The organism is Pseudomonas sp. P105 (assembly GCF_032614175.1).
Classification (GTDB): domain Bacteria; phylum Pseudomonadota; class Gammaproteobacteria; order Pseudomonadales; family Pseudomonadaceae; genus Aquipseudomonas; species Aquipseudomonas rhizophila.
On sequence record NZ_CP126693.1, the window covers coordinates 718499 to 738695 of the forward strand.

General features: G+C 62.3%; 17 protein-coding genes and 1 pseudogene. 11 read left to right on the forward strand and 7 right to left on the reverse strand.

Translation table 11 applies throughout. The annotated features are described in order from the left end of the window. Positions 1-346: 346 nt before the first annotated feature. Together QOM08_RS28995 and QOM08_RS03065 are read right to left on the reverse strand one after the other, a co-directional pair. Positions 347-853, reverse strand: a pseudogene (locus tag QOM08_RS28995) (methyl-accepting chemotaxis protein); the annotation flags it as partial. Positions 854-2345: 1492 nt separating this feature from the next. After that, positions 2346-4016, reverse strand: coding sequence for a PleD family two-component system response regulator (locus tag QOM08_RS03065; protein WP_047227393.1), 1671 nt, complete (start codon positions 4014-4016; stop codon positions 2346-2348). A 285-nt stretch (positions 4017-4301) separates the two neighbouring features. On the opposite strand from QOM08_RS03065, the gene QOM08_RS03070 reads away from it, so the two are divergent. The 6 genes from QOM08_RS03070 (at position 4302) to QOM08_RS03095 (ending at position 10956) form a co-directional block, all read left to right on the forward strand. Continuing rightward, the gene (locus tag QOM08_RS03070; RefSeq protein ID WP_047227394.1) at positions 4302-5369 is read left to right on the forward strand and encodes a DUF2333 family protein; all 1068 of its coding nucleotides are present in this window, start codon (positions 4302-4304) and stop codon (positions 5367-5369) included. A 3-nt stretch (positions 5370-5372) separates the two neighbouring features. Continuing rightward, a complete protein-coding gene (locus QOM08_RS03075) occupies positions 5373-5930 on the forward strand; it encodes an NUDIX hydrolase (RefSeq protein ID WP_139048474.1) in 558 nt (185 codons plus the stop codon). A 171-nt stretch (positions 5931-6101) separates the two neighbouring features. Then, the gene (locus tag QOM08_RS03080; RefSeq protein ID WP_047227396.1) at positions 6102-6473 is read left to right on the forward strand and encodes a translation initiation factor Sui1; all 372 of its coding nucleotides are present in this window, start codon (positions 6102-6104) and stop codon (positions 6471-6473) included. Positions 6474-6697: 224 nt separating this feature from the next. Next, on the forward strand, positions 6698-8611 hold the full coding sequence (gene speA / locus QOM08_RS03085) for an arginine decarboxylase (protein WP_047227397.1): 1914 nt from the start codon (positions 6698-6700) through the stop codon (positions 8609-8611). Between the two features lie 234 nt (positions 8612-8845). Next, complete coding sequence (locus tag QOM08_RS03090; protein ID WP_316912548.1) at positions 8846-10162, forward strand: type VI secretion system Vgr family protein; 1317 nt, start codon at positions 8846-8848, stop codon at positions 10160-10162. Next, a complete protein-coding gene (locus tag QOM08_RS03095; protein WP_316912549.1) occupies positions 10159-10956 on the forward strand; it encodes a DUF4123 domain-containing protein in 798 nt (265 codons plus the stop codon). Before QOM08_RS03090 ends, QOM08_RS03095 begins: the two co-directional genes overlap by 4 nt. A gap of 5 nt (positions 10957-10961) precedes the next feature. On the opposite strand, the gene QOM08_RS03100 is transcribed toward QOM08_RS03095, so the two are convergent. Then, the gene (locus QOM08_RS03100) at positions 10962-12311 is read right to left on the reverse strand and encodes an MATE family efflux transporter (protein ID WP_107321485.1); all 1350 of its coding nucleotides are present in this window, start codon (positions 12309-12311) and stop codon (positions 10962-10964) included. A 210-nt stretch (positions 12312-12521) separates the two neighbouring features. Next, complete coding sequence (locus QOM08_RS03105) at positions 12522-12815, reverse strand: hypothetical protein (RefSeq protein ID WP_047227401.1); 294 nt, start codon at positions 12813-12815, stop codon at positions 12522-12524. 164 nt (positions 12816-12979) lie between these two features. Here QOM08_RS03105 and QOM08_RS03110 point away from each other — a divergent pair, with 164 nt between their 5' ends. Genes QOM08_RS03110 through QOM08_RS03125 form a run of 4 tightly spaced genes read left to right on the forward strand, consistent with a single transcriptional unit; the run spans position 12980 to position 15252 of the window. Then, on the forward strand, positions 12980-13285 hold the full coding sequence (locus tag QOM08_RS03110) for a MazG-like family protein (protein ID WP_316912550.1): 306 nt from the start codon (positions 12980-12982) through the stop codon (positions 13283-13285). Continuing rightward, positions 13282-14031, forward strand: a complete 750-nt coding sequence (locus QOM08_RS03115) for a methyltransferase (RefSeq protein WP_047227403.1) — start codon at positions 13282-13284, stop codon at positions 14029-14031. The genes QOM08_RS03110 and QOM08_RS03115 overlap by 4 nt, the downstream gene beginning before the upstream one ends. Before the next feature lie 25 nt (positions 14032-14056). Beyond that, a complete protein-coding gene (locus tag QOM08_RS03120) occupies positions 14057-14674 on the forward strand; it encodes a DUF4136 domain-containing protein (RefSeq protein ID WP_076382818.1) in 618 nt (205 codons plus the stop codon). 20 nt (positions 14675-14694) lie between these two features. After that, positions 14695-15252 carry a DUF4136 domain-containing protein gene (locus QOM08_RS03125; RefSeq protein ID WP_047227405.1) on the forward strand — a complete coding sequence of 186 codons (558 nt, stop codon included), beginning with the start codon at positions 14695-14697 and terminating at the stop codon, positions 15250-15252. Between the two features lie 222 nt (positions 15253-15474). On the opposite strand, the gene QOM08_RS03130 is transcribed toward QOM08_RS03125, so the two are convergent. Beyond that, positions 15475-16329, reverse strand: coding sequence for a MaoC family dehydratase (locus QOM08_RS03130; RefSeq protein WP_316912551.1), 855 nt, complete (start codon positions 16327-16329; stop codon positions 15475-15477). A 2-nt stretch (positions 16330-16331) separates the two neighbouring features. Then, positions 16332-17684 (reverse strand): 3-oxoacyl-ACP reductase, encoded by a 1353-nt coding sequence (locus tag QOM08_RS03135; RefSeq protein ID WP_076382814.1) that lies wholly within the window; start codon positions 17682-17684, stop codon positions 16332-16334. A gap of 145 nt (positions 17685-17829) precedes the next feature. On the opposite strand from QOM08_RS03135, the gene QOM08_RS03140 reads away from it, so the two are divergent. Further along, positions 17830-19107 (forward strand): acetyl-CoA C-acetyltransferase, encoded by a 1278-nt coding sequence (locus QOM08_RS03140; protein WP_047227408.1) that lies wholly within the window; start codon positions 17830-17832, stop codon positions 19105-19107. On the opposite strand, the gene QOM08_RS03145 is transcribed toward QOM08_RS03140, so the two are convergent. Next, positions 19094-20122, reverse strand: a complete 1029-nt coding sequence (locus QOM08_RS03145; protein WP_316912552.1) for a bile acid:sodium symporter family protein — start codon at positions 20120-20122, stop codon at positions 19094-19096. The genes QOM08_RS03140 and QOM08_RS03145 overlap by 14 nt on opposite strands. Positions 20123-20197 lie beyond the last annotated feature (75 nt).

The window sequence follows — 20197 nt, forward strand, 5'->3', positions numbered from 1 at the left end:
CGATAGATTCAATATTTCTGCAAGCTGACCCACTGCAATCGCGAGCAAGCCCGCTCCCACAGGGGAGCTGTGGTGAACATCAAGGTTGGGAATAACCCGACACCCGCGTGGGAGCGAGCCTGCTCGCGATGGCGGCGATAGATTCAACATTTCTGCAAGCTGACCCACTGCAATCGCGAGCAGGCTCGCTCCCACAGGGGGGCTGTGGTGAACATCAAGGTTGGGAATAACCCGAAACCCGCGTGGGAGCGAGCCTGCTCGCGATGGCGGCGATAGATTCAATATTTCTGCAAGCTGACCCACTGCAATCGCGAGCGAGCCCGCTCCCACAGGGGATCTGTGCTGCTTAAACCCGAAATGCCTGAACTGCCGTGTGCAAGCGCCCACCGAGCACCAGCAGGTTGTCGCCCTGTTCCCGCCCCTGACCAATGCGCAGCAGATTATCCCCACCCAGTTGATGAATCCGCTCACTGTGATCGCGGATTTCGCTGACGGCGCCGCTTTGTTGGGCGGTGACGTCGGCGATGCGCACTGCGGTTTCGGAAATGGTCTGGATGGCCCCGACGATTTTATCCAGTGCGCCGTCGGCCGCTTGTGCCTGGTTGGCGGTGGCTTCGGCGTGTTCGACCTGGGCGCGCATGCCGTCCACCGACTGGCGCGCGGCCAGTTGCAGGCGGGCGATCAGTTCCTGGATCTCGGCAGTGGCGCCCGCCGTGCGTTGGGCCAGGGAGCGGACTTCTTCGGCCACCACCGCGAAACCTCTTCCCATGTCTCCGGCGCGTGCGGCTTCGATGGCGGCGTTGAGGGCCAGCAGGTTGGTCTGATCGGCAATCGAGCGAATCACTGTCAGCACGCCGCCGATGGTGGCCGATTCCTCGGCCAGTTGTTCGATCATTTGTGCGTTGCCTTGCACTTCGCCCACCAGCGCATGCAGGCCGGTGAGGCTCAGGCCGATGACTTTCTGTCCTTGCTCCACAGCATGCCCGGCGCTACGGCTGGCGTCGGCGGCCTGGCTGGCGTCACCGGCTACTTGTTGAATGGTCGCTTCCAGTTCGCTGAGAGAGTCGCGAATCAGCGCCGTGTCACCGGCCTGGTGCTCGGCGCCGCTGTGCAATTCTCCACTCAGCTCGGCCAGTGCCCGGCTGCTGCCAGCGACCTGCTCGGCATTCAGGCGAATGGTGCCGACCAGATCCACCAGATACGCCCGCAAGCGATTGAGCGAGGCCTGGATGTCTTGTAACTCGCGGTTGCTGGCGCCCACATGAATGTCGCGGCTGAAATCCCCTTCGGCCCAAGTCGACAGGGCGGGTGCCAGATTCGTCAAAGTCCGGGCCAGGCGCCGCTGCAAGGTGTCGATGAGCAATGCGATCAGCAGGATTAGGCCGATCATCAATCCCTGAATCAGCCGAACTTCGCCCTGGATCTGGCCATGTTGGGCGCGAACCGCCGACTCCATGGCATCGATCGCCTGTTGCACATCGGCGATTTTCAAGTGCGTGGCGCTGCTCAGTTCTGTGCGCTTCTGGATCAATGCGCGAGTGCGCCCCAGTTCGGCAGGGTAGCGGCCGAGCAGGCTGTTGAGTTCGCGCTTGAGGGCGATGCCGGCGTCTTCGGCGACGGTTTCTTCCTGGGTCTGCAAGCCCATCAGCGCAGCGAAATCATCGCCCTGCGCTTCGTTGCTGGCTGTCACGCCCAGCAGCGGCAGGCTGTCGAGGCTCTCGGCTTGTGTGCGGATGCTCTGCAGTTCCCGTTCGACATCGGCGGCCAATTCGCTGCGTCCGCTGCTGACCAGTTTGTCCCGGGCGAGGGACAGTCGGCCCAGATGTTGCGAAGCGGCGAACAACGGCGGCAGGTAGGCCGGGGCGCCATTGGCGTATTGCGCAAGGCGGTCCAGGCTCGCGCTCAGTTCCCGTTCGGCCTGCAACAGCAGGGCTTGCGGATCGCCCGCCAGCTTACCGGCGGCCAGCAGATCGGTCTTGCTGAAGCCGTCGAGGCTGGACAGGCTTGGGCGCAAGCTCTTGGCCAACTCGGGCGGAAATTGGTCCAGGTCCTTTTGCAAGGTATCAATGGACTGGGTCGCTGCGCTGAGGCGCAAGGCGTCGCCGCTGGCCAGGTAATCTTCGATGTTGCGCGCCACCTCGCCCTGGAACTGCCGCGACAGGCTCAGGTAGCGCTCCATCAACAGATAGGGGCGCTCCAGGGCGATTTGCGACCACCACAGGGTGCAAGCCAGGCCAAGGCACACGGCAACTAAAAGAAGGGTATTGAGATTGGTCAGCAGCTTCAGGCGCATCAAGGGTCTACCAAGGGCAGAATCGTAAGTGCTTGAAGTTATTGCGTTTGGGTTACAGGTTTATGACTGAATCGGTGGATTCCGATGAAAAGGTGGCACTTTGCTTTGATTGCCGCGCGCTTTGTACCCGATTGCGCCCTGCGTGCTTGGCGCGGTACAGCGCTTCGTCCGCCTGGCTGGCCATCATCAGGCTGTCGGACTCTTCGCTCATCTGCACCACGCCCGCGCTGAAGGTGCACCACAGGTCCTGGGGCTGCGCCGGGTAGTGAATTTCGGCAAAACGCTGGCGGATTTCATCCAGTACCTTGTAGGCCGCATCGATATCCGTGTCTGGCATGACGATGGCGAACTCTTCACCGCCGTAACGGCCGATGAAGTCGGTCTTGCGCAGACGCTGCTTGAGAAACAGCGCCAGGCTTTTGATCACCCGGTCGCCCATGGGGTGGCCGTGGCTGTCGTTGACCCGTTTGAAATGGTCGATGTCCAGCATGGCAAAGCTCAACGGCTTGCCTTCGCGGCGAGCGCGGAAGCAGCAGTCTTCGAGCAATTGCAGGATATGGGTGTGGTTGTAAAGACCGGTGAGGCTGTCGCGGACCATCCGCGCCTTGAGGTTGCGCGCCCGGGCCGCTCGGTTGCGCACGGTGGTGATCAGGTGCCGGGGTTTGATCGGTTTGGTCAGGAAGTCGTCGCCGCCTTCACTCATGGCGTCGAGCTGTTTGTCCAGGTCGTCTTCGGCGGACAGGTAAATGATCGGCACGCTGACATAGCGGTCATTGTGGCGGATCACCTTCGCCAGCTCCGTGCCGGTGCAGGCGGGCATGTACATGTCGAGGATGATCAGATCAGGCTGGAAATCCGCCAGCTCGGCCATGGCCTGGATCGGTTCGATCAGCGTGCGGGTGACGATACCGGCGCTGTTGAGCAGGCGCTCGGTGTGCAGGGCCTGGGCACGGGAGTCATCAATGATCAGCACTTTGTAGGGTTCGTACTGGGCCACGCAGGTCAGCACTTCGATCTTTTCCAGCAGGCTCGAGGCTTCCAGGGTGCCAGTGAGGAACTCCTGCCCGCCGGCGCGCACCGCCGCCAGGCGTGTCGGCGTGTCGGTTTCCAGCAGGCTGAAGAACAATAGCGGCAACGGCTGCTCCAGACCTTCCTGAGCTTCGGCGGCCAGTTTCAGGCCGATGCCGGGGCCGCTGAAGTCCACGTCCATGACAATCGCGGCCGGCAGGCGCTCGACCATCGAAGCCCGAAACGCCGCCACGCTGTCGAGCGCCTGGGCGCTGAGGCCGAAGAACTCCAACTGCTTGGCCAGCCGCTCGGCGCGGTCATGGTCCTGCAACATCACGTAGATGGGTTTGCGCAGCGGCGGCAGGAAGGTCTGTTCGAGCTGATCGCCATGGCGCAGGCCGGTGCGGGACAGGCGCTGCATCAGTCGATTGATTTCAGTGATCAGGTGGCTGCTCAGACGCCCGCGATTGGCTTCCACCGCTTGCAGCGATTGACTGATGCCCTGGGCGAGCTGGCAATGCTCCGGTTGCTCGAAGCGCTCGGCAAAGCGCAGCAGACGCAGGTTGGCTTCGCTGAGCTCCGACAGGTCGACGCCTGACCATTCACTGCGTTGCAGGCGCTGCCAGATCTCCAGGATCTGACGAGCCTGGTGAATTACCCGCTGGGCAAAGTGGTGCTTGAGGCGCTCACGGCTGGGGTCTTCTGGCTCGGTCATATCCTGACTACTAGTTAGGGTGCATGCTGAGATCGACTGGTGGCTCTATGCTAGCACCTCTTTTCATTCGCATGAGTGTCATACGTCAATAATCTGTCTTGGGAGGGTATTCAGTTTATGACCGGTCAGTTTCGTAGGCTGGTGACAGCGCTTCCTTTATAGTGGCCGTTCGATTGCCCTGTCGTGGTCGGCATGATTTGCGCCGCATTATCGCGTTTCAAATCAGGCACGATGGCGTAGGGTTGTGGTCGAACCGTGAACTCAAGTGATTGAAGGGACATCGCCATGCTGGACTGGAAAAACCGCGCGGGCAGCGCGCCTGAACGTGCCGCCGAGCCGAAATCGGCCACCCGCAGCTACCTGGGTGGGCTTTTTTTCAGCCGGGCACTGGCCACCCTGGTCGGCCTGTACTTGCTGGTGACCATTGCCGTCGGCTGGTACTGGAGCCAGGAGCCCGCCCTGTTCCCCGTGCAGCAGAACGCCCAGGCGGCCGCGGAGAAGGAAGGCCGGCAAATGGTGATCGGCTACACCACCGTCGAGACCCTCAAGACCGTGGCCGAAACGCTGCTGACCAAGCCAGGTGGCTACATTTCCAACGACCGGTTCCCGCCGGGCCTGTGGATGGACAACATGCCGAGCTGGGAATATGGCGTGCTGGTGCAGGTACGCGACCTGAGCCGCGCTCTGCGCAAGGACTTCGCCCGATCCCAGTCCCAGTCCGCCGAGGACGCCGACCTGGCCAAGGCCGAGCCGCGCTTCAACTTCGATAACCGCAGCTGGGTGCTGCCCTCCAGTGAGTCGGAGTACCAGGAAGGCATCACTCTGCTGAGCCGCTATCAGGCGCGCCTGTCCGATCCGAACCAGAAAAGCGCGCTGTTCTATGCCCGCGCCGATAACCTGAATAATTGGCTGGGCGATGTCGGCACTCGTCTGGGTTCGCTGTCCCAGCGCCTGTCGGCCAGCGTGGGCCGGGTCAAGCTCAACACCTCGCTGAAAACCGAAGTCACGGCCCCGGGCCAGGTACCGCAAGTGGACGAGGAGGTGGTCGAAACCCCGTGGATGCAAATCGACAACGTGTTCTACGAAGCTCGCGGCCAGGCCTGGGCGCTGTCGCATTTGCTGCGCGCAATCGAAGTGGATTTCGCCGATGTGCTGGCAAAGAAAAACGCCACGGTCAGCGTGCGGCAGATCATTCGTGAACTCGAAGCCTCCCAGGAGCCGGTCTGGAGCCCGATGATCCTCAATGGCAGCGGCTTCGGTGTATTGGCGAACCATTCGCTGGTGATGGCCAACTACATTTCCCGCGCCAACGCGGCGGTGATCGACTTGCGGCAACTGCTGAACCAGGGCTGACAGATGGAAGAAAGCCCGCGGGAGGTCGCTCATCGAGTGGCCTCGGATGCCGAGCTCATCGCTTGGGTCGATAAAGACGACAACCTGCTTGGCAGCCTGGTGCGTGCGGACCTGCGTGAGCGCGGTCTGATCGGACGCGGCACCTACATCATGCTGTTCAACTCGGCCGGTGAGTTGTGCGTTCATCGGCGGACCCTGAGCAAGGCGATCTATCCGGGTTTCTGGGACGTGGCGGCCGGCGGGATGGTGCAGGCCAACGAGACCTACGCCGAGTCGGCGGCTCGAGAGCTGGCGGAAGAGTTGGGCGTGAGCGGCGTCGAACTGACGGCCCATGACCATTTTTATTTCGAAGACAGCGGCAGTCGCCTGTGGTGCTCGGCGTTCTCGGCCGTGTGGGATGGGCCGCTGATTCTGCAACCTGAAGAGGTACTCGAGGCGCGTTTCCTGGCGGTCGACCAGGTGCTCGATGAAATCCAGCACAAGCCTTACTGCCCGGACTCTCTGGCGGCACTGGAGCGCTATTTGCGAGCCCATGGCGATGATGTCGCAAAGAAGCGCTAAATTGGCGCCGATTGGCCCTTAGCAAGTTAGCTTTTTGCCGTTACACTGCGCGACTTTTCAAGCTGAATCGCTGTCTGCGATCCAGTAGCGCTGCCCCTGCCTGAGTGGGGCTTCGCGGTCGGGGCACTTACTTTTGCCCGGCCAGTCTTTGTCCTCCCAAGAGGATTGCCGGTGGCCAAAAAAGCCGCATCCTTCGCCGCCTTGGGCGGCCTGGTATTTTCTACCGACGCCGGTCGTCATTGCCCTGATTGCCGCCAGCCGGTGGATGCCTGCATCTGCAAACAGACCACCATCCCGGAAGGTGACGGTATCGCTCGCGTGCGCCGTGAAAGCAAAGGCCGCGGCGGCAAGACGGTGACCACGATCACTGGCGTGCCGCTGGCCGAGGACGCGCTCAAGGAACTGGCTACCACGTTGAAGAAGCGCTGTGGCACCGGTGGCGCTTTGAAAGACGGCATCATCGAGATCCAGGGCGATCACGTCGAGCTGCTGCTGGCGGAGCTGACCCGACATGGCTTCAAGGCGAAAAAGTCCGGCGGCTAGCAGCCTCTGTGAAAACCACCCTCGGCTTGATTCGAACCCTTATCTACGAAGCACGGTTCGAAGTCGCCCACATGGTTTTCACAGAGCCTGTTCTGAACGGGTTTCTAAACTCAGCGCTGTGAGCAGGGTCTACCTTGCTTACAGGCAAATCGTCATTTCCATTCTCTAGACTGCTCCAGCCTCCTACCGGATGGTGCATTTTGACTTCTTTATAGGGGACTTCGATGTCCGTACGACGCACACGCAAAGACGATGGCAGCCAATGGACAGTTGCGGACAGCCGCAGTGTTTACGGGATCCGCCATTGGGGGGCCGGGTATTTCGCGATCAATGACGCCGGTCGCGTCGAAGTCCGTCCGAACGGTCCAGGCAGTTCGCCCATCGACCTGTTCGAGCAAGTCGACCAGTTGCGCCAGAGCGGCCTGTCGCTGCCCTTGCTGGTGCGCTTCCCCGACATCCTGCAAGACCGCGTGCGCCAGCTCACCGGTGCGTTCGACAGCAACATCGCGCGCCTGGAATACCAGAGCCAGTACACCGCGCTCTATCCGATCAAGGTCAACCAGCAGGAAGCGGTGATCGAAAACATCATCGCCACCCAGAACGTTTCCATCGGTCTTGAGGCCGGCTCCAAGCCCGAGCTGCTGGCGGTGCTGGCCCTGGCGCCCAAGGGCGGGACTATCGTCTGCAACGGTTACAAGGACCGCGAGTTCATTCGCCTGGCGCTGATGGGCCAGAAACTGGGCCATAACGTCTTCATCGTGATCGAGAAAGAATCCGAAGTCGGCCTGGTGATCGAAGAAGCCGCGTCGCTCAAGGTCAAGCCACAGGTCGGCCTGCGGGTACGCCTGTCGTCCCTGGCGTCGAGCAAGTGGGCCGATACCGGTGGCGAAAAGTCCAAGTTCGGCTTGTCTGCTGCGCAACTGCTGTCGGTGGTCGAGCGCTTCCGCGCCGCTGGCCTGGATCAGGGCATCCGCCTGCTGCATTTCCACATGGGCTCGCAGATCGCCAACCTGGCGGACTACCAGCATGGCTTCAAGGAAGCGATCCGCTACTACGGTGAGCTGCGCAACCTCGGCCTGCCGGTGGATCACATCGATGTTGGCGGTGGCCTGGGCGTGGACTACGACGGTACGCACTCGCGCAATGCCAGTTCGATCAACTACGACATGGACGATTACGCCGGTGTCGTGGTTGGCATGCTCAAGGAGTTCTGCGATGCCCAGAGCCTGCCGCATCCGCACATTTTCTCGGAAAGTGGTCGCTCCCTGACCGCCCACCACGCGATGCTGGTGGTGCAGGTGACCGACGTCGAGAAACACCACGACGACGTGCCGGTGATCGAAAACAAGGAAAGCCTGCCGGAGACCGTGCAGTGGCTGGTTGACCTGCTGGGCCCGACCGATATCGAGATGGTCACCGAGACCTACTGGCGCGCCACCCACTACATGAGTGACGTGGCCGCCCAGTACGCCGACGGCAAGCTGACCCTGGCGGAAAAAGCCCTGGCCGAGCAGTGCTACTTCGCCGTGTGCCGTCGCCTGCATAACTCATTGAAGGCCCGCCAGCGCTCCCACCGTCAGGTGCTGGATGAGCTCAACGACAAGCTCGCCGACAAGTACATCTGCAACTTCTCGGTGTTCCAGAGCCTGCCGGACACCTGGGCCATCGGTCAGGTGCTGCCGATCCTGCCGCTGCATCGCCTCGATGAAGAGCCGTTGCGCCGCGCCGTGCTGCAAGACCTGACCTGCGACTCCGACGGCAAGATCAAGCAGTACGTCGACGAGCAGAGCATCGAAACCAGCCTGCCGGTGCATTCCCTCAATCCGGGCGAAGATTACCTGTTGGGCATCTTCCTGGTGGGTGCCTACCAGGAAATCCTTGGCGACATGCACAACCTGTTCGGTGACACCGACTCGGTGAACATCTACCAGAATGCCGACGGCAGCGTGTACCACGCCGGTATCGAAACCCACGACACCATCGAAGACATGCTGCGCTACGTGCACCTGTCGCCGGAGGAGTTGATGACCCACTACCGCGACAAATGCGCCAGCGCCCGTATCAGTGCCGCCGAGCGCACCCAGTTCCTGGATGCCCTGCGCCTGGGGTTGACGCGGTCGTCCTACCTGTCTTCCTGATGGCGGCCTGAACGCCCTCCGGGACTGTCAGAAAATACACCGTGTGCTGCGGGTTTTTTCGGATAGTCCCGGAGGGCGTTTTTATTTGTGCCGCTGTTATTTCCGAACACTGGTGCATTTAACCGGTGGTGTCCTCATTTCGTGTAGTCCCTTTCCTAACTTGTACTTGGGCTCTCTACTCGGCCATGGCTCTCAGCGAGAATCCTCAGCCGCCCCTCCTGTAGAGAAACGCCGATGTCCTATCCAGCCAGCGAGCCGTCATTTCGTCTGGAGATAGCCGGTCTGCCCGAATCCTTTGTTGTCGTGGCCTTCACGGGCAGCGAAGCCATCAGCGAACCCTTTGTCTTTGATGTGGAGCTGTTGATCGGCGATACGCCCCTGGACCTTGCCGGGTTGCTCTACCGCAGCGTCTGGTTGAGTTTCGACGCTGGAGGGCGGGGCATCCATGGGCAGATTCACGAGCTTGTCCAGCATCGTCAGGGCGCTGGTTGCCGGGTACGCATCGGGCCGAAGCTGGCGTGCCTGGCGCAACGATTCAGCCAGCGGGTGTTCAGTGCCCGCTCAGTGCCGCAAATCATTCGCCAGGTGCTCAAGGCCCACGGCATTGCCGGACGCCAAGTGTGCCTGGCTTTGAGTGGTGATTATCCGCTGCGCGATTTCTGTACCCAATATCGGGAGTCAGATCTGCAATTTCTCCAACGCGTGTGCGCCGAGGCGGGCATTTACTTCCATTTCGATCAGGCTCGGGATGGGCATTGTCTGGTTTTTGCTGACAGCACGGACGATTCCCTGCCCGATGGCGAGACGCTTTACAGGCTCGAGGGAACGGCTCCGGCGGTGCGTAACTGGCGTGTACAAAGCGATGTTTCGGGGGAGCAGGTAGCCTTGGGCCGCAGCGATCTGATGGGGCTGCATTGTGGCCGGACGCTGTCGCTGGCAGGGCACCCTGTCGAAGGCTGGAACCAGCCCTGGCTGTTGACGAAAGTCGAGCATCGCGCGCAGGCCGGCGTATATGGCAACCATTTTCGCGCCATTCCTGCGGGATGGCCGTTCGTGGCGACCGGGGTTGCGGCAAAACCTCGCATGCTGAGTCGGCAGCGCGGCTGGGTGGTCACGGTCGATGAGCCGCAGATGCAGGTGGCGGGGCGAGTGGCGGTGCAGTTCGACTGGGTCTATCAGGGGGAGGGAGCCAGTCCCAGTCATTGCTGGCTGCCGTTGGCCCCTGAGCTGGCCGCTTGGGGGCACGCCATTGGCAAGGGCACCGAGGTGTTGGTGAGTTTTATCGAGGGCGACCCGGATCGTCCATTGATCAGCGCATTGCTCGACGCGCCGGCATCTCGGGAAGAAGGGGATGAGTCACTCCTGAGCGAAACATCCCAACCAGTCCATGAGGGCTCTGGCATCGACCCGCTTCTGTTGGCGGCGATCCAGAGTGCCGAGCCGTTGGTGTTGTTGTGTCTGTTGCCCGGGGGCGGCAGCTTCAACCCCTGTAGCCAGCTGTTGTGCACCTGCCGCATGCTCACGCAGCTCGGCGCGGGCGCTGCTCCATGAATGCTGCCGCCATGTCTGCATCAGCGCCGCAATGGCTGCTGCTCGACGTACCCGGTGCGCCGGACGCCGCGCAGCGTTTGCAGGAGCAGTTCGCCGAGATCCGGCGCTTTGCCTTGTTCGAAGGCACCGAATTGCACGGGCTGAGGGAGCATGGTCCGTTGCTGGTGGATTTGCAGCAATCGCCGGCACTGGCCAGCCTGTGTCACCTGGATGCCGGCGCCTGGCCGGGGCTGTTGTTGGTCAGCCGAGCGTCAGAGGCGCAATTACTGGCGCATCTGCGGCGCATGTTGACGGTGACGTTAGGCCTGCATCACAAGGCCTTGCTGAACTATTACAACCCTCACACGGCCAGCTATTTCTTCGACGGTTGCGATCCTCGGGAACTCACTTGCTGGCTGGGGCCGATCAGCCTGGTGCGCTGGTTCGGCGGGACCTGGGGCGACAGGACCATCGGCAGCCAGGGCTGGCAGCAACTCTGCAATCCGGGGCTGGCAGTACCGGCACTGGAAAATGAACACAGCCTCAGCGACTGGCAGCAAAGTCAGTTGCAGCGATGTCTGCTGGAACGCCACGTCTGGCAGTGGTCTTGTTCTACCGGGCGGGATTTCCGCCTGCTCTGGGAGGACTTGCAGCAAGGGCTGACCCTGGGGTTCACCGAACGACCGGTACTCGATGACTGGTTATGGCTGCGCCTGCAATACCCCAATGCCCGACCCGTGCCGGGGCTCAAAGGCGGTTCGCAGCGCGAACGCCTGGATCACCTGCGGCGGCTGTGGCAGGACAATCAAGGTTGAAAAGGTCAATGGGCGCCGGCACCGAACCAGCTATCGCGCTGTTGCATGCGCCAGGCGAAAGCACCCAGGGTCAGGCTGCGCAAAGCCATGAACAGCAAGAAAGTGATCCACAGCCCGTGGTTGCCCAGCGCTTGCAGTACCCAGGCAAACGGCGACACCAGCAACAGGGTCAACAGCATGCCGTTGCGCATTTCCCTGGCACGAGTGGCGCCGATGAACAGGCCATCGAGCAAATAACTCCAGACCGCAATCAACGGCAGCGCTGCCAGGTAAGGCAGGTAGCGGTAAGCGGTGTCGCGCACGTCCGGAATATCGGTCTGCATATCGATGAACAGGTGGCCGGCGAGCAGAAACAGTAAGGCAAACCCCACGCTGGCAATCAATGACCATCCGCAGGCCACCACCAGCGAGCGGCGCAGGGCCAGGCGGTCGCGGGCGCCGATGGCGTGACCGCACAGCGCTTCGACGGCATGGGCCAGACCGTCCAGGGCGTGGGCTGTCAGCAGCAGACCATTGAGCAGCAGCGCGTTGGCTGCCACGGTCGCATCCCCCAGACGCGCGCCTTGCACCGTGATCAGGAAGAACACCGCTTGCAGCGCCAGGCTGCGAATGAAAATGTCCCGGTTCACCGCCAGCAACGGACGCCAGCTTTGCCACACCCCCAGGGCCGCCCAGGCGATCTGCCCCGGCCAGGCCCGCAGCGTGTTGCGCGCCAGGATCAGACCGACCAGGGCGCCGGTCCACTCGGCAATCACCGACGCCCGGGCCGAACCGGTCACGCCCCAGTCCAGGCCGATCACGAACCACAGGTTCAGGGCGATGTTCACCAGGTTGGTCACCAGCAGGATCGCCAACGGCGCCCGGGCATTCTGAGCACCGAGAAACCAGCCCACCAGCGCATAACTGGCCAGCGCCGCTGGCAAGCCAAACAGCCGGGTGTGGAAAAAGTCCCGGGTCAACTGCTCAAGCTCGGCGGATGGCTGCATGAAATGCAACGCCACGCCACTCAACGGCACGCCGACCGCCCCCAGCACCAGCGCCAACCCCATCGCCAGCAGCAGACCTTGCAGCAGCACCTGCCTCAACGCCGCTCCATCCCCACGCCCGGCTGCCTGGGCGGCGAACCCGGTGGTGCCCATGCGCAAGAAACCCATGGCCCAGGCCAGCACCGTATACAAACTCGCCCCGACCGCCACCGCGCCTAACTGATGGGCATGGGGCAAGTGGCCGATGACGGTGCTGTCCACCAGCGCCACCAGCGGCACGGAAATGTTCGAGAGAATCATCGGCGCAGCCAGCGCCCATACCCGGCGGTGGGTAAGACGGTCGCGCCAGTCGGTGATCAGGTTGGACATGCGAGCTCCTTGGCGGAGCGCGATTGTAGCGGGTTCTCGCATGATCGTTCTCATGCTCCGCGTGGGAATGCCTCTAGGGACGCTCCGCGTTCGATCTCAAAAAACTCTGTGGGAGCAAGGCTTGCCCGCGATGAAGATGACGCGGTCTTTCAGGGCGCCGAGGCGCCTGTATCGCGAGCAAGCCTTTGCTCCCACACAGTGCTCTCGGCCCTAGTGAATGATCCAGCTCAACAACCACAACCCCAGCACCAACCAGATAATGCCCAGGATGATCGACGCCCGCATGAAGGCGCGGATTGCCGAGTACAGCAGCATCAGCCCGAGGATCAGCGCAATGATGCTGATGATCGAGGTGTCCATGCCCAGTGTGCGCGACAGGCCATCGACAAAGTTGCCGCCAGCATTGGCCAGGGTGTTGAACAGGCCGCTGAGCAGGTCGACGATAAACCGGATCACCGAACCGAGCGCCTGGCCGAGCCATTCGAAAAAGCTTTCTACCTGCATGTGTACATCCTGATGAGAGAGATCGGAATCGAGCCTTGGGCTTCTGGTTGTAAGAGCGGCTGAAGGCCAAGATCGTTCGATTATGGGGCAAAACGCCGCTTCGTACCGAGACGCTTGCCTTCCCTCGTCATCCCCCCGAAGCTATGCGCATTCAGGAGACCCCGATGAACCTTGTTGAACTGACCGAACGCCTGCATGCCATTCGTGACCATAACGATTGGCGGCAATTTCACAGCCCGAAAAACCTCGCCATGGCCGCCAGTGTGGAAATGGCCGAACTGGTGGAGATTTTCCAGTGGCTGACCGAGGACCAGTCGCGCCAGTTGCCGGCGGACAAGCTGGCCCACGCTGGGCAGGAAGTCGGTGACATTGTGTTGTACCTGTTGCTGCTGTGCAGCGAGCTGGGGTTGGATATGGAGGCTGTGGTGCGCAGCAAGCTGGACGACAGCGAGCGGCGGTTCGGCCAATGAGCGATCGCCATTTCGATCAGCTCGCCACGCGCTTTGCTGAAAAAATCTACGGTGGGGCCAAAGGTGCGATCCGCCTGGCGGTGCTGCAGGCCGATCTGCTTGAAGCCTTGCCTGAGCGTCCGTTGCGTGTGTTGGACATAGGCGCCGGCTTGGGCCACATGTCGTTGTGGCTGGCCGAGCGCGGCCATCAGGTGACCCTGGCCGAGCCAGCCGAGCCCATGCTCGAAGGTGCCCGTCAGCGGTTCGCCGATGCCGGTCAGAGCGCAACGTTCATTCAGGCTCCGTGGCAGGCGCTGCCCGACCAGCTCACTGAGCCTTACGACCTGGTGCTGTGCCACGCGGTGCTGGAATGGCTGGCCGAACCCCATGCGATCCTGCCGGTGCTGCATCAACTCACGGTCCCGGGCGGCTGGTTGTCCCTGGCGTTCTACAACCGCGACGCGCTGGTTTATCGCAACCTGCTCAAGGGGCATTTTCGCAAGTTGCGCAAAAATGACATGGCCGGTGAAAAACAGAGCCTGACCCCGCAACAACCCCTTGATCCGCGGGAATTGGCGGCGCAACTTGAAGGCGTGTGGCAGGTCGAAACTCAAAGTGGCGTGCGGGTTTTCCATGACTACATGCCGGTGGAGTTCCAGGGCCGCGTGGAGCTGGCACAGTTGCTGGAGATGGAGCTGGCTCACCGCCGCCATCCGGCGTTTGCCGGGTTGGGGCGTTATCTGCACTGGGTCTGCCGTCCCCTCTGATCTGAAAGAGCAATCGGAGCGCGAAATGAAAGGTCGTTCAGGGTTGTTGGTGTTGTGCCTGGGACTGGCTGCCTGCCAGGGCAGCAACCCGTATGTCGCCACGTCTAACCCGCTGCCACCGGCGCCGCCTCAGGCCGCCACGGTGTTTGACCGCAGCGCTTACCCCGCGCCACCCCGTGACTACGGGCGCTATCGCAGTTGGGCCTGGCTCAACGGGCGACTGCCACCGGGCACCGCTTGGGCGGACTCGGCCCAGGTGGCTGAAGCGGTGAGCAACGCCCTGGATCAACGCGGCCTGCGTCCATTGCATGACAACCGCCCGGCCGACCTGTTCGTCAGTGCCGACCTGCGCCTGGAAACGCGCGTGCGTCAGGTTCGGGACGACTATGATTCCGGTTACTACGGCGGCTATAACCGTTACGACCGCTACGGCCCCGGCTATGGCATGTATCACTCGGTGCCGGTGGTGCGCACTTATCGGGAGCAGGTCGTGGTGGTGCGAGTGGACCTGTTCGATGCCCGTAATGGTCAGCCGGTGTGGAGCGCCAGCGCCGAGACCAGCCAGCGCGGCAGTCAGAGCGCGCGCACCGATGCCATTCGCGAAGCGGTGGAAAAAGCCCTGTCGGCTTATCCTCCAAGTTGATTACGCAACGGAGAAAAACCATGTTTCGCCGTATCGCTCTACTGGCTTTTACCCTGTTGCTCGGCGCCTGTGCGGGTACCCCGGTCAACCACGACTTTGACACCAGCCGGGATTTCTCGGCTTACCGCAGTTGGAGCTGGAAAGAGCCGGCGCTGCAATATCGCCCCGATGATCCGCGCATCAAGAGCGACCTGACCGAACAGCGGATCCGTCAGGCGGTTGCCGACCAACTCGACCAGCGCGGTCTGCGCCCGGCCCAGGCTGGCGGGCGAGGGGATGTGATGGTCCAGGCCTACCTGATCGTCGAGGATCGCCAGCAACAGATCACGACCAACTACGGCGGTGGTTGGGGCAGCCCTTGGAATGGCTATTGGGGCGGGCCGATGTACAACGAAACCCGCAACATCAGCTACAAGGTCGCCACGGTGCAGATTGACCTGCTCGATGGCAAGGACGGCAAGCTGGTGTGGCGTGGCAGTGATGAACGAATGCTCAGCAACTCGCCCAATCCGACGGATCGCAGCACCGCGGTGCGTGAGACGGTTGCGCGGATCCTGGCGAACTATCCACCGCGGTAGACGGATTCAGCATCGAAGCCAACTGACCCACCGCTATCGCGAGCAGGCTCGCTCCCACAGGGGATTTGTGTCGCACGCAGGCCCCATGAACGCCCGAGAACCCATGTGGAAGCGAGTCTGCTCGCGATGACGGCGGCCCATTCAACATCGATGCAAGCTGACCCACCGCTATCGCGAGCCTGCTCGCGATAGCCATCGCACATTCAACAAAGATGCCGGTCCTCAGCCAGCCGGCCGCCAGCTCCCCACCATATGCTCCAACTCCCCCGAACCGATCAATCGCAAGTCCCCACTGGACCCCGCGGCACTCGCCAGCAGTGTCACTTCGCTGGGCAGGCGCACCGGCTTCTTGAAGGTGACATCGATCTCGACGTTGGCATCGGGCAAGTGTTCGTCCAGCGCCGCCAGGGTCCTGGCCTTGTTCCACAGGCCGTGGGCGATGGCGGTAGGGAAGCCGAACAGCCGGGCGCTGAGGCCGCTCAGATGGATCGGGTTGTAATCGCCGGACACCTTGGCATATTGCCGGCCAATGTCAGCCGGCGCGGTCCAGTGCGCCACTTCAGTCAATGCCTGAATCTCTTGCAGCGGCTCTTCCACCAACGCGCCGTCAAGCTGGACGCCCTTGCAAAGCATCTGGCTCTCGGCCTCCCACAACGGCCCCAATTGATCATCAATGCGAGTCACAAGGTCGAACACCGCGCCCTTGGGGTGAGCTTGCAGATTCTGCACGTTGACGCGAGCCTGCACTTGGCTGACCCCGCCCATGGGCCGCAGTAGGCGGATGCGATTGCTCAAGTGGATCAACCCCAGCAACGGGAACGGAAAGTCCCGGGCGGTGAGCAATTGCATCTGCAGGGCAAACGCCAGTACGTGGGGGTAGGTCGGCGGCAGCAGTCCGTTTTCGGCAAAACCGCAGACTTTGCGATAGGCCGCCAGGCGTTGCGGATCGACCTGTATCACTTGGCGCAGTCCGTCCTGGGGCAAGGTTTTTCCAGTGACCTTGCGCCGTGTCGCGGCTTTCACGTACAGCGAGGACATACCGGGCGCGGCGTTTACTTCATGCCATTGGATCGTCATGGTCATGCTCCCAGGAGGCTTTGCCCGCACACCCGCAGCGTTTGGCCGGTAACGGCGCCCGTCCCCGGCTGGGCGAGCCAGGCCACGGCTTCGGCGACGTCCTGTGGCAGGCCGCCCTGGCCCAGGGAACTCATGCGCCGCCCGGCTTCGCGCAGGGCGAAAGGGATGTCGGCGGTCATGCGGGTTTCAATGAAACCCGGGGCTACGGCGTTGATGCTGATCCCCCGAGGTTGCAGGACCGGCGCCCAGGCCTGGGCCAGACCGATCAATCCGGCCTTGCTCGCTGCGTAGTTGGTCTGGCCGCGATTGCCGGCGATGCCGCTGATGGACGCCAGCAGAATTACTCGGCCATTGTCCCGCAGGGTGCCACTGTCGAGCAGGGCCTTGGTCAGCACCTGCGGCGCGTTGAGGTTGACCGCCAGCACCGCGTCCCAGAACTCCGGGGTCATGTTGGCGAGCGTCTTGTCCCGGGTGATGCCAGCGTTGTGCACCACGATGTCGATGCCGTCGGGCAGGTGTTCAGTCAACTGTGTAGCGGCGTCTTCAGCACAAATGTCCAGCGTCACGCTGCGCCCGCTAAGGCGTGCAGCCAGGGCTTCGAGATCGGCCTTGGCCTGCGGGACGTCCAGCAGGATCACGTCGGCGCCATCGCGGGACAGGGTTTCGGCAATGGAGGCGCCGATCCCCCGGGCCGCGCCGGTGACCAGAGCCTTGAGGCCGGTGAGCGGACGCGTCCAGTCCTGGACCTGGGCCTGGCAGGCATCAAGGCGAATGACCTGCCCGGAAACGTAGGCGCTCTTGGGCGACAGGAAAAACCGCAGCGCACCTTCCAGTTGGGCCTCGGCGCCGTCACCCACATACAGCAATTGCAGCGTCCCGCCGTGGCGCAACTCTTTGGCCAGGGAACGGCTGAAGCCCTCCAAGGCCCGCTGCGTGCTGGCGGCAAACGGATCGGCGAGACCTTCCGGAGCGCGGCCGAGGATGACGACATGGGCGCTGTGGTCGAGGTTCTTCATCAGGGGTTGGAAGAACTCGCGCAGTTGCTTGAGCTGGTCGGCCTGCGCCAGATGACTGGCGTCGTACACCACCGCCTTGATTTTCGGACCGTGACCGGGGATCCATTCGGTGGCCAGTGTCGGTTCGCCCCCGTAGATGAAGATCGCATCGGTCAGGCGCTTGGCAAATGCGCCGATCTGTTCGGTCAACGGCCCGCCGCCCAACAGCAACGCACCTTCGATCGGCCGCAGCCGCCCGGCCTGCCAGCGCTCCAGGCGGGCCGGCGATGGCAGGCCCAGCGCACCGACCAGACGCAGGCCCAGGGGCGAATTGGCGAAGTCGATATAACGGTCTGACATGGAACACACTCCGGCTGATGAGGTTCAAAGTGTGGACCATGATTGGCAATCAGTCGTTCGATTGGCCAGATAAAGCCTAAGCTTGTGCGGGAGCCGGGTTTCCGCAGGCCCATTGGCGCATCCGGACATACACAGGGAGTTCTTCATGACACAGCTACGCCGCGTCGCGATCATTGGTGGTAACCGCATCCCCTTCGCCCGCTCCAACGGGGCCTATGCCACCGCCAGCAACCAGGCGATGCTGACCGCCGCGCTCGAGGGGCTGATCGAGCGCTACAACCTGCATGGCCTGCACATCGGTGAGGTGGCCGCCGGTGCGGTGCTCAAGCTTTCCCGGGATCTGAACCTGACCCGCGAATGCGTGCTCGGTTCGCGGCTATCGCCCACCACCCCGGCCTACGACCTGCAACAGGCTTGCGGCACGGGGTTGGAGACTGTGCTGTTGACGGCCAACAAGATCGCCCTCGGGCAGATCGACAGTGCCATTGCCGGCGGCGTAGACACCACCTCGGATGCGCCGATTGGCGTCAACGAAGGGCTGCGCAGAATCCTGCTGCAAGCCAATCGCGCCAAAACCACCGCTGAGAAAATCAAGACCTTCCTGCAACTGCGTCCCCAGCACCTCGTTCCCGAACTGCCGCGCAACGGCGAGCCACGAACCGGCCTGTCCATGGGCCAGCATTGCGAACTGATGGCTCAGACCTGGCAGATTCCCAGGGAGGAGCAGGACCAATTGGCCCTGGAAAGTCATCAGAAAATGGCCGCGTCCTACGCCGAAGGCTGGCAGAACGACTTGATGACGCCGTTTCTCGGCCTGACACGGGACAACAACCTGCGTCCGGACCTGACCCTGGAAAAACTCACCGCCCTCCAGCCGGCCTTCGAAAAAAGCGCCAAGGGCACGATGACGGCGGGCAACTCCACGCCATTGACCGATGGCGCGTCACTGGTGTTGCTGGGCAGCGAAGAGTGGGCCAAGTCCCGGGGGTTGCCGATCCTGGCGTATGTGCGCGACGGCGAAACGGCAGCGGTGGATTTCGTCAACGGAGCAGAAGGGTTGTTGATGGCGCCGGCCTACGCCGTGCCTCGGTTACTGGCGCGCAACGGCCTGACGTTGCAGGACTTTGATTACTACGAGATCCACGAGGCATTTGCCGCTCAAGTGTTATGCACGCTCAAAGCCTGGGAAGACCCGGATTATTGCAAGACGCGACTGGGCCTCGACGCTCCGTTGGGCAGCATAGACCGCAGCCGGCTGAACGTGAAAGGCAGCTCCCTGGCCGCCGGCCACCCGTTTGCCGCCACGGGTGGAAGAATCGTCGCCAACCTCGCCAAGTTGCTGGACGCGGCGGGGCGGGGCCGCGGTCTGATTTCCATCTGCGCGGCCGGTGGCCAGGGTGTGACGGCAATCATTGAGCGTTGAGGGACGCCTCGCGTTGTTGATGAATGAGTTCCCGTTGGCGGTTGGCGTAGCGTTCGGCCAGGATCGAACAGACGATCAGCTGCAACGGGTGATAGATCATGATCGGCAGCAGGATCAGCCCCAGGCCGGGGTTGTTGCCGAAAATCAACGCGGCCATCGGCACCCCGGCCGCCAGGGATTTCTTGCTGGCGCAGAACACCGCGGCAATCTCATCGGCGTTGCTGAACCGCAGGGCCCGGGCGGTGCGGGTGGTCATCCACAAAATGATTGCCAGCAACACGGCACTGCCAAGCAATGCACTGAGCAGCACAGTGTTGCCTTGTTGTTGCCAGATCCCGGAGACCATCGAATTGCAGAACGCCGCGTAGACCAGCAGCAGGATCACCAGTTTGTCGATGATGCTGGTGTAGCGTTTGTACCGCCCGAAAAAACCGGCCAGCCAGCGGCGCAGTAACTGTCCGAGCACCAGCGGCAGCAGCAACATCAGGCAAAGGTCGAGCAAAGTCGCACCCAGATCGATGCCCCCGGCGCCGCTGCCGACCACGAAACTGACCAGCAGTGGCGTCAGGAAAATCCCCAGCACGCTGGACAGGCTCGCGTTCAGAATCGCCGCCGGTACGTTACCGCCGGCGCTGCCGGTCAGGGCCACCGAGGATGAAATGGTCGAGGGCAGGACGCACAGGTAGAAGAACCCCAGCATCAGCAGTGACGGCACATGGCGGCCCAGAAGCCAATCGCTGACCAGCCAGATCAACGGAAACACGCCGAAGGTAAAGACCTGCACCATCACGTGCAGTCGGGTGTTTCTCAGACCGTGGCGGATCTGCTCGCCGGACAGGTTTATCCCGTGCAGGAAGAACACGACAAAGATGCCGATATTGACCACCCACTCGGCATGCATGGCGCCACCCGTGGCGCCAAAGCTGGGAAACAGATACGCCAGCAACGTGGCAAGCAGCATGCCGCACAGGAACCAGTCGGTTACCAGGCGTTTGAGGTGTCTGAAAATGTGCATACGGCACCGCAAGTTGTAAGAAAAGTCGACTTAGCCTAACGTCGGCACTTGCATCCGTCTTGCGACATAAGGTCA

Excerpts from the sequence above, each read along its gene's own strand:
- QOM08_RS03065 (WP_047227393.1), bottom strand. The coding sequence starts at position 4,016 with ATGACCGAGCCAGAAGACCCCAGCCGTGAGCGCCTCAAGCACCACTTT.
- QOM08_RS03070 (WP_047227394.1), top strand. The coding sequence starts at position 4,302 with ATGCTGGACTGGAAAAACCGCGCGGGCAGCGCGCCTGAACGTGCCGCC.
- QOM08_RS03075 (WP_139048474.1), top strand. The coding sequence starts at position 5,373 with ATGGAAGAAAGCCCGCGGGAGGTCGCTCATCGAGTGGCCTCGGATGCC.
- speA (WP_047227397.1), top strand. The coding sequence starts at position 6,698 with ATGTCCGTACGACGCACACGCAAAGACGATGGCAGCCAATGGACAGTT.
- QOM08_RS03090 (WP_316912548.1), top strand. The coding sequence starts at position 8,846 with ATGTCCTATCCAGCCAGCGAGCCGTCATTTCGTCTGGAGATAGCCGGT.
- QOM08_RS03095 (WP_316912549.1), top strand. The coding sequence starts at position 10,159 with ATGAATGCTGCCGCCATGTCTGCATCAGCGCCGCAATGGCTGCTGCTC.
- QOM08_RS03100 (WP_107321485.1), bottom strand. The coding sequence starts at position 12,311 with ATGTCCAACCTGATCACCGACTGGCGCGACCGTCTTACCCACCGCCGG.
- QOM08_RS03105 (WP_047227401.1), bottom strand. The coding sequence starts at position 12,815 with ATGCAGGTAGAAAGCTTTTTCGAATGGCTCGGCCAGGCGCTCGGTTCG.
- QOM08_RS03110 (WP_316912550.1), top strand. The coding sequence starts at position 12,980 with ATGAACCTTGTTGAACTGACCGAACGCCTGCATGCCATTCGTGACCAT.
- QOM08_RS03115 (WP_047227403.1), top strand. The coding sequence starts at position 13,282 with ATGAGCGATCGCCATTTCGATCAGCTCGCCACGCGCTTTGCTGAAAAA.
- QOM08_RS03120 (WP_076382818.1), top strand. The coding sequence starts at position 14,057 with ATGAAAGGTCGTTCAGGGTTGTTGGTGTTGTGCCTGGGACTGGCTGCC.
- QOM08_RS03125 (WP_047227405.1), top strand. The coding sequence starts at position 14,695 with ATGTTTCGCCGTATCGCTCTACTGGCTTTTACCCTGTTGCTCGGCGCC.
- QOM08_RS03130 (WP_316912551.1), bottom strand. The coding sequence starts at position 16,329 with ATGACGATCCAATGGCATGAAGTAAACGCCGCGCCCGGTATGTCCTCG.
- QOM08_RS03135 (WP_076382814.1), bottom strand. The coding sequence starts at position 17,684 with ATGTCAGACCGTTATATCGACTTCGCCAATTCGCCCCTGGGCCTGCGT.
- QOM08_RS03140 (WP_047227408.1), top strand. The coding sequence starts at position 17,830 with ATGACACAGCTACGCCGCGTCGCGATCATTGGTGGTAACCGCATCCCC.
- QOM08_RS03145 (WP_316912552.1), bottom strand. The coding sequence starts at position 20,122 with ATGCACATTTTCAGACACCTCAAACGCCTGGTAACCGACTGGTTCCTG.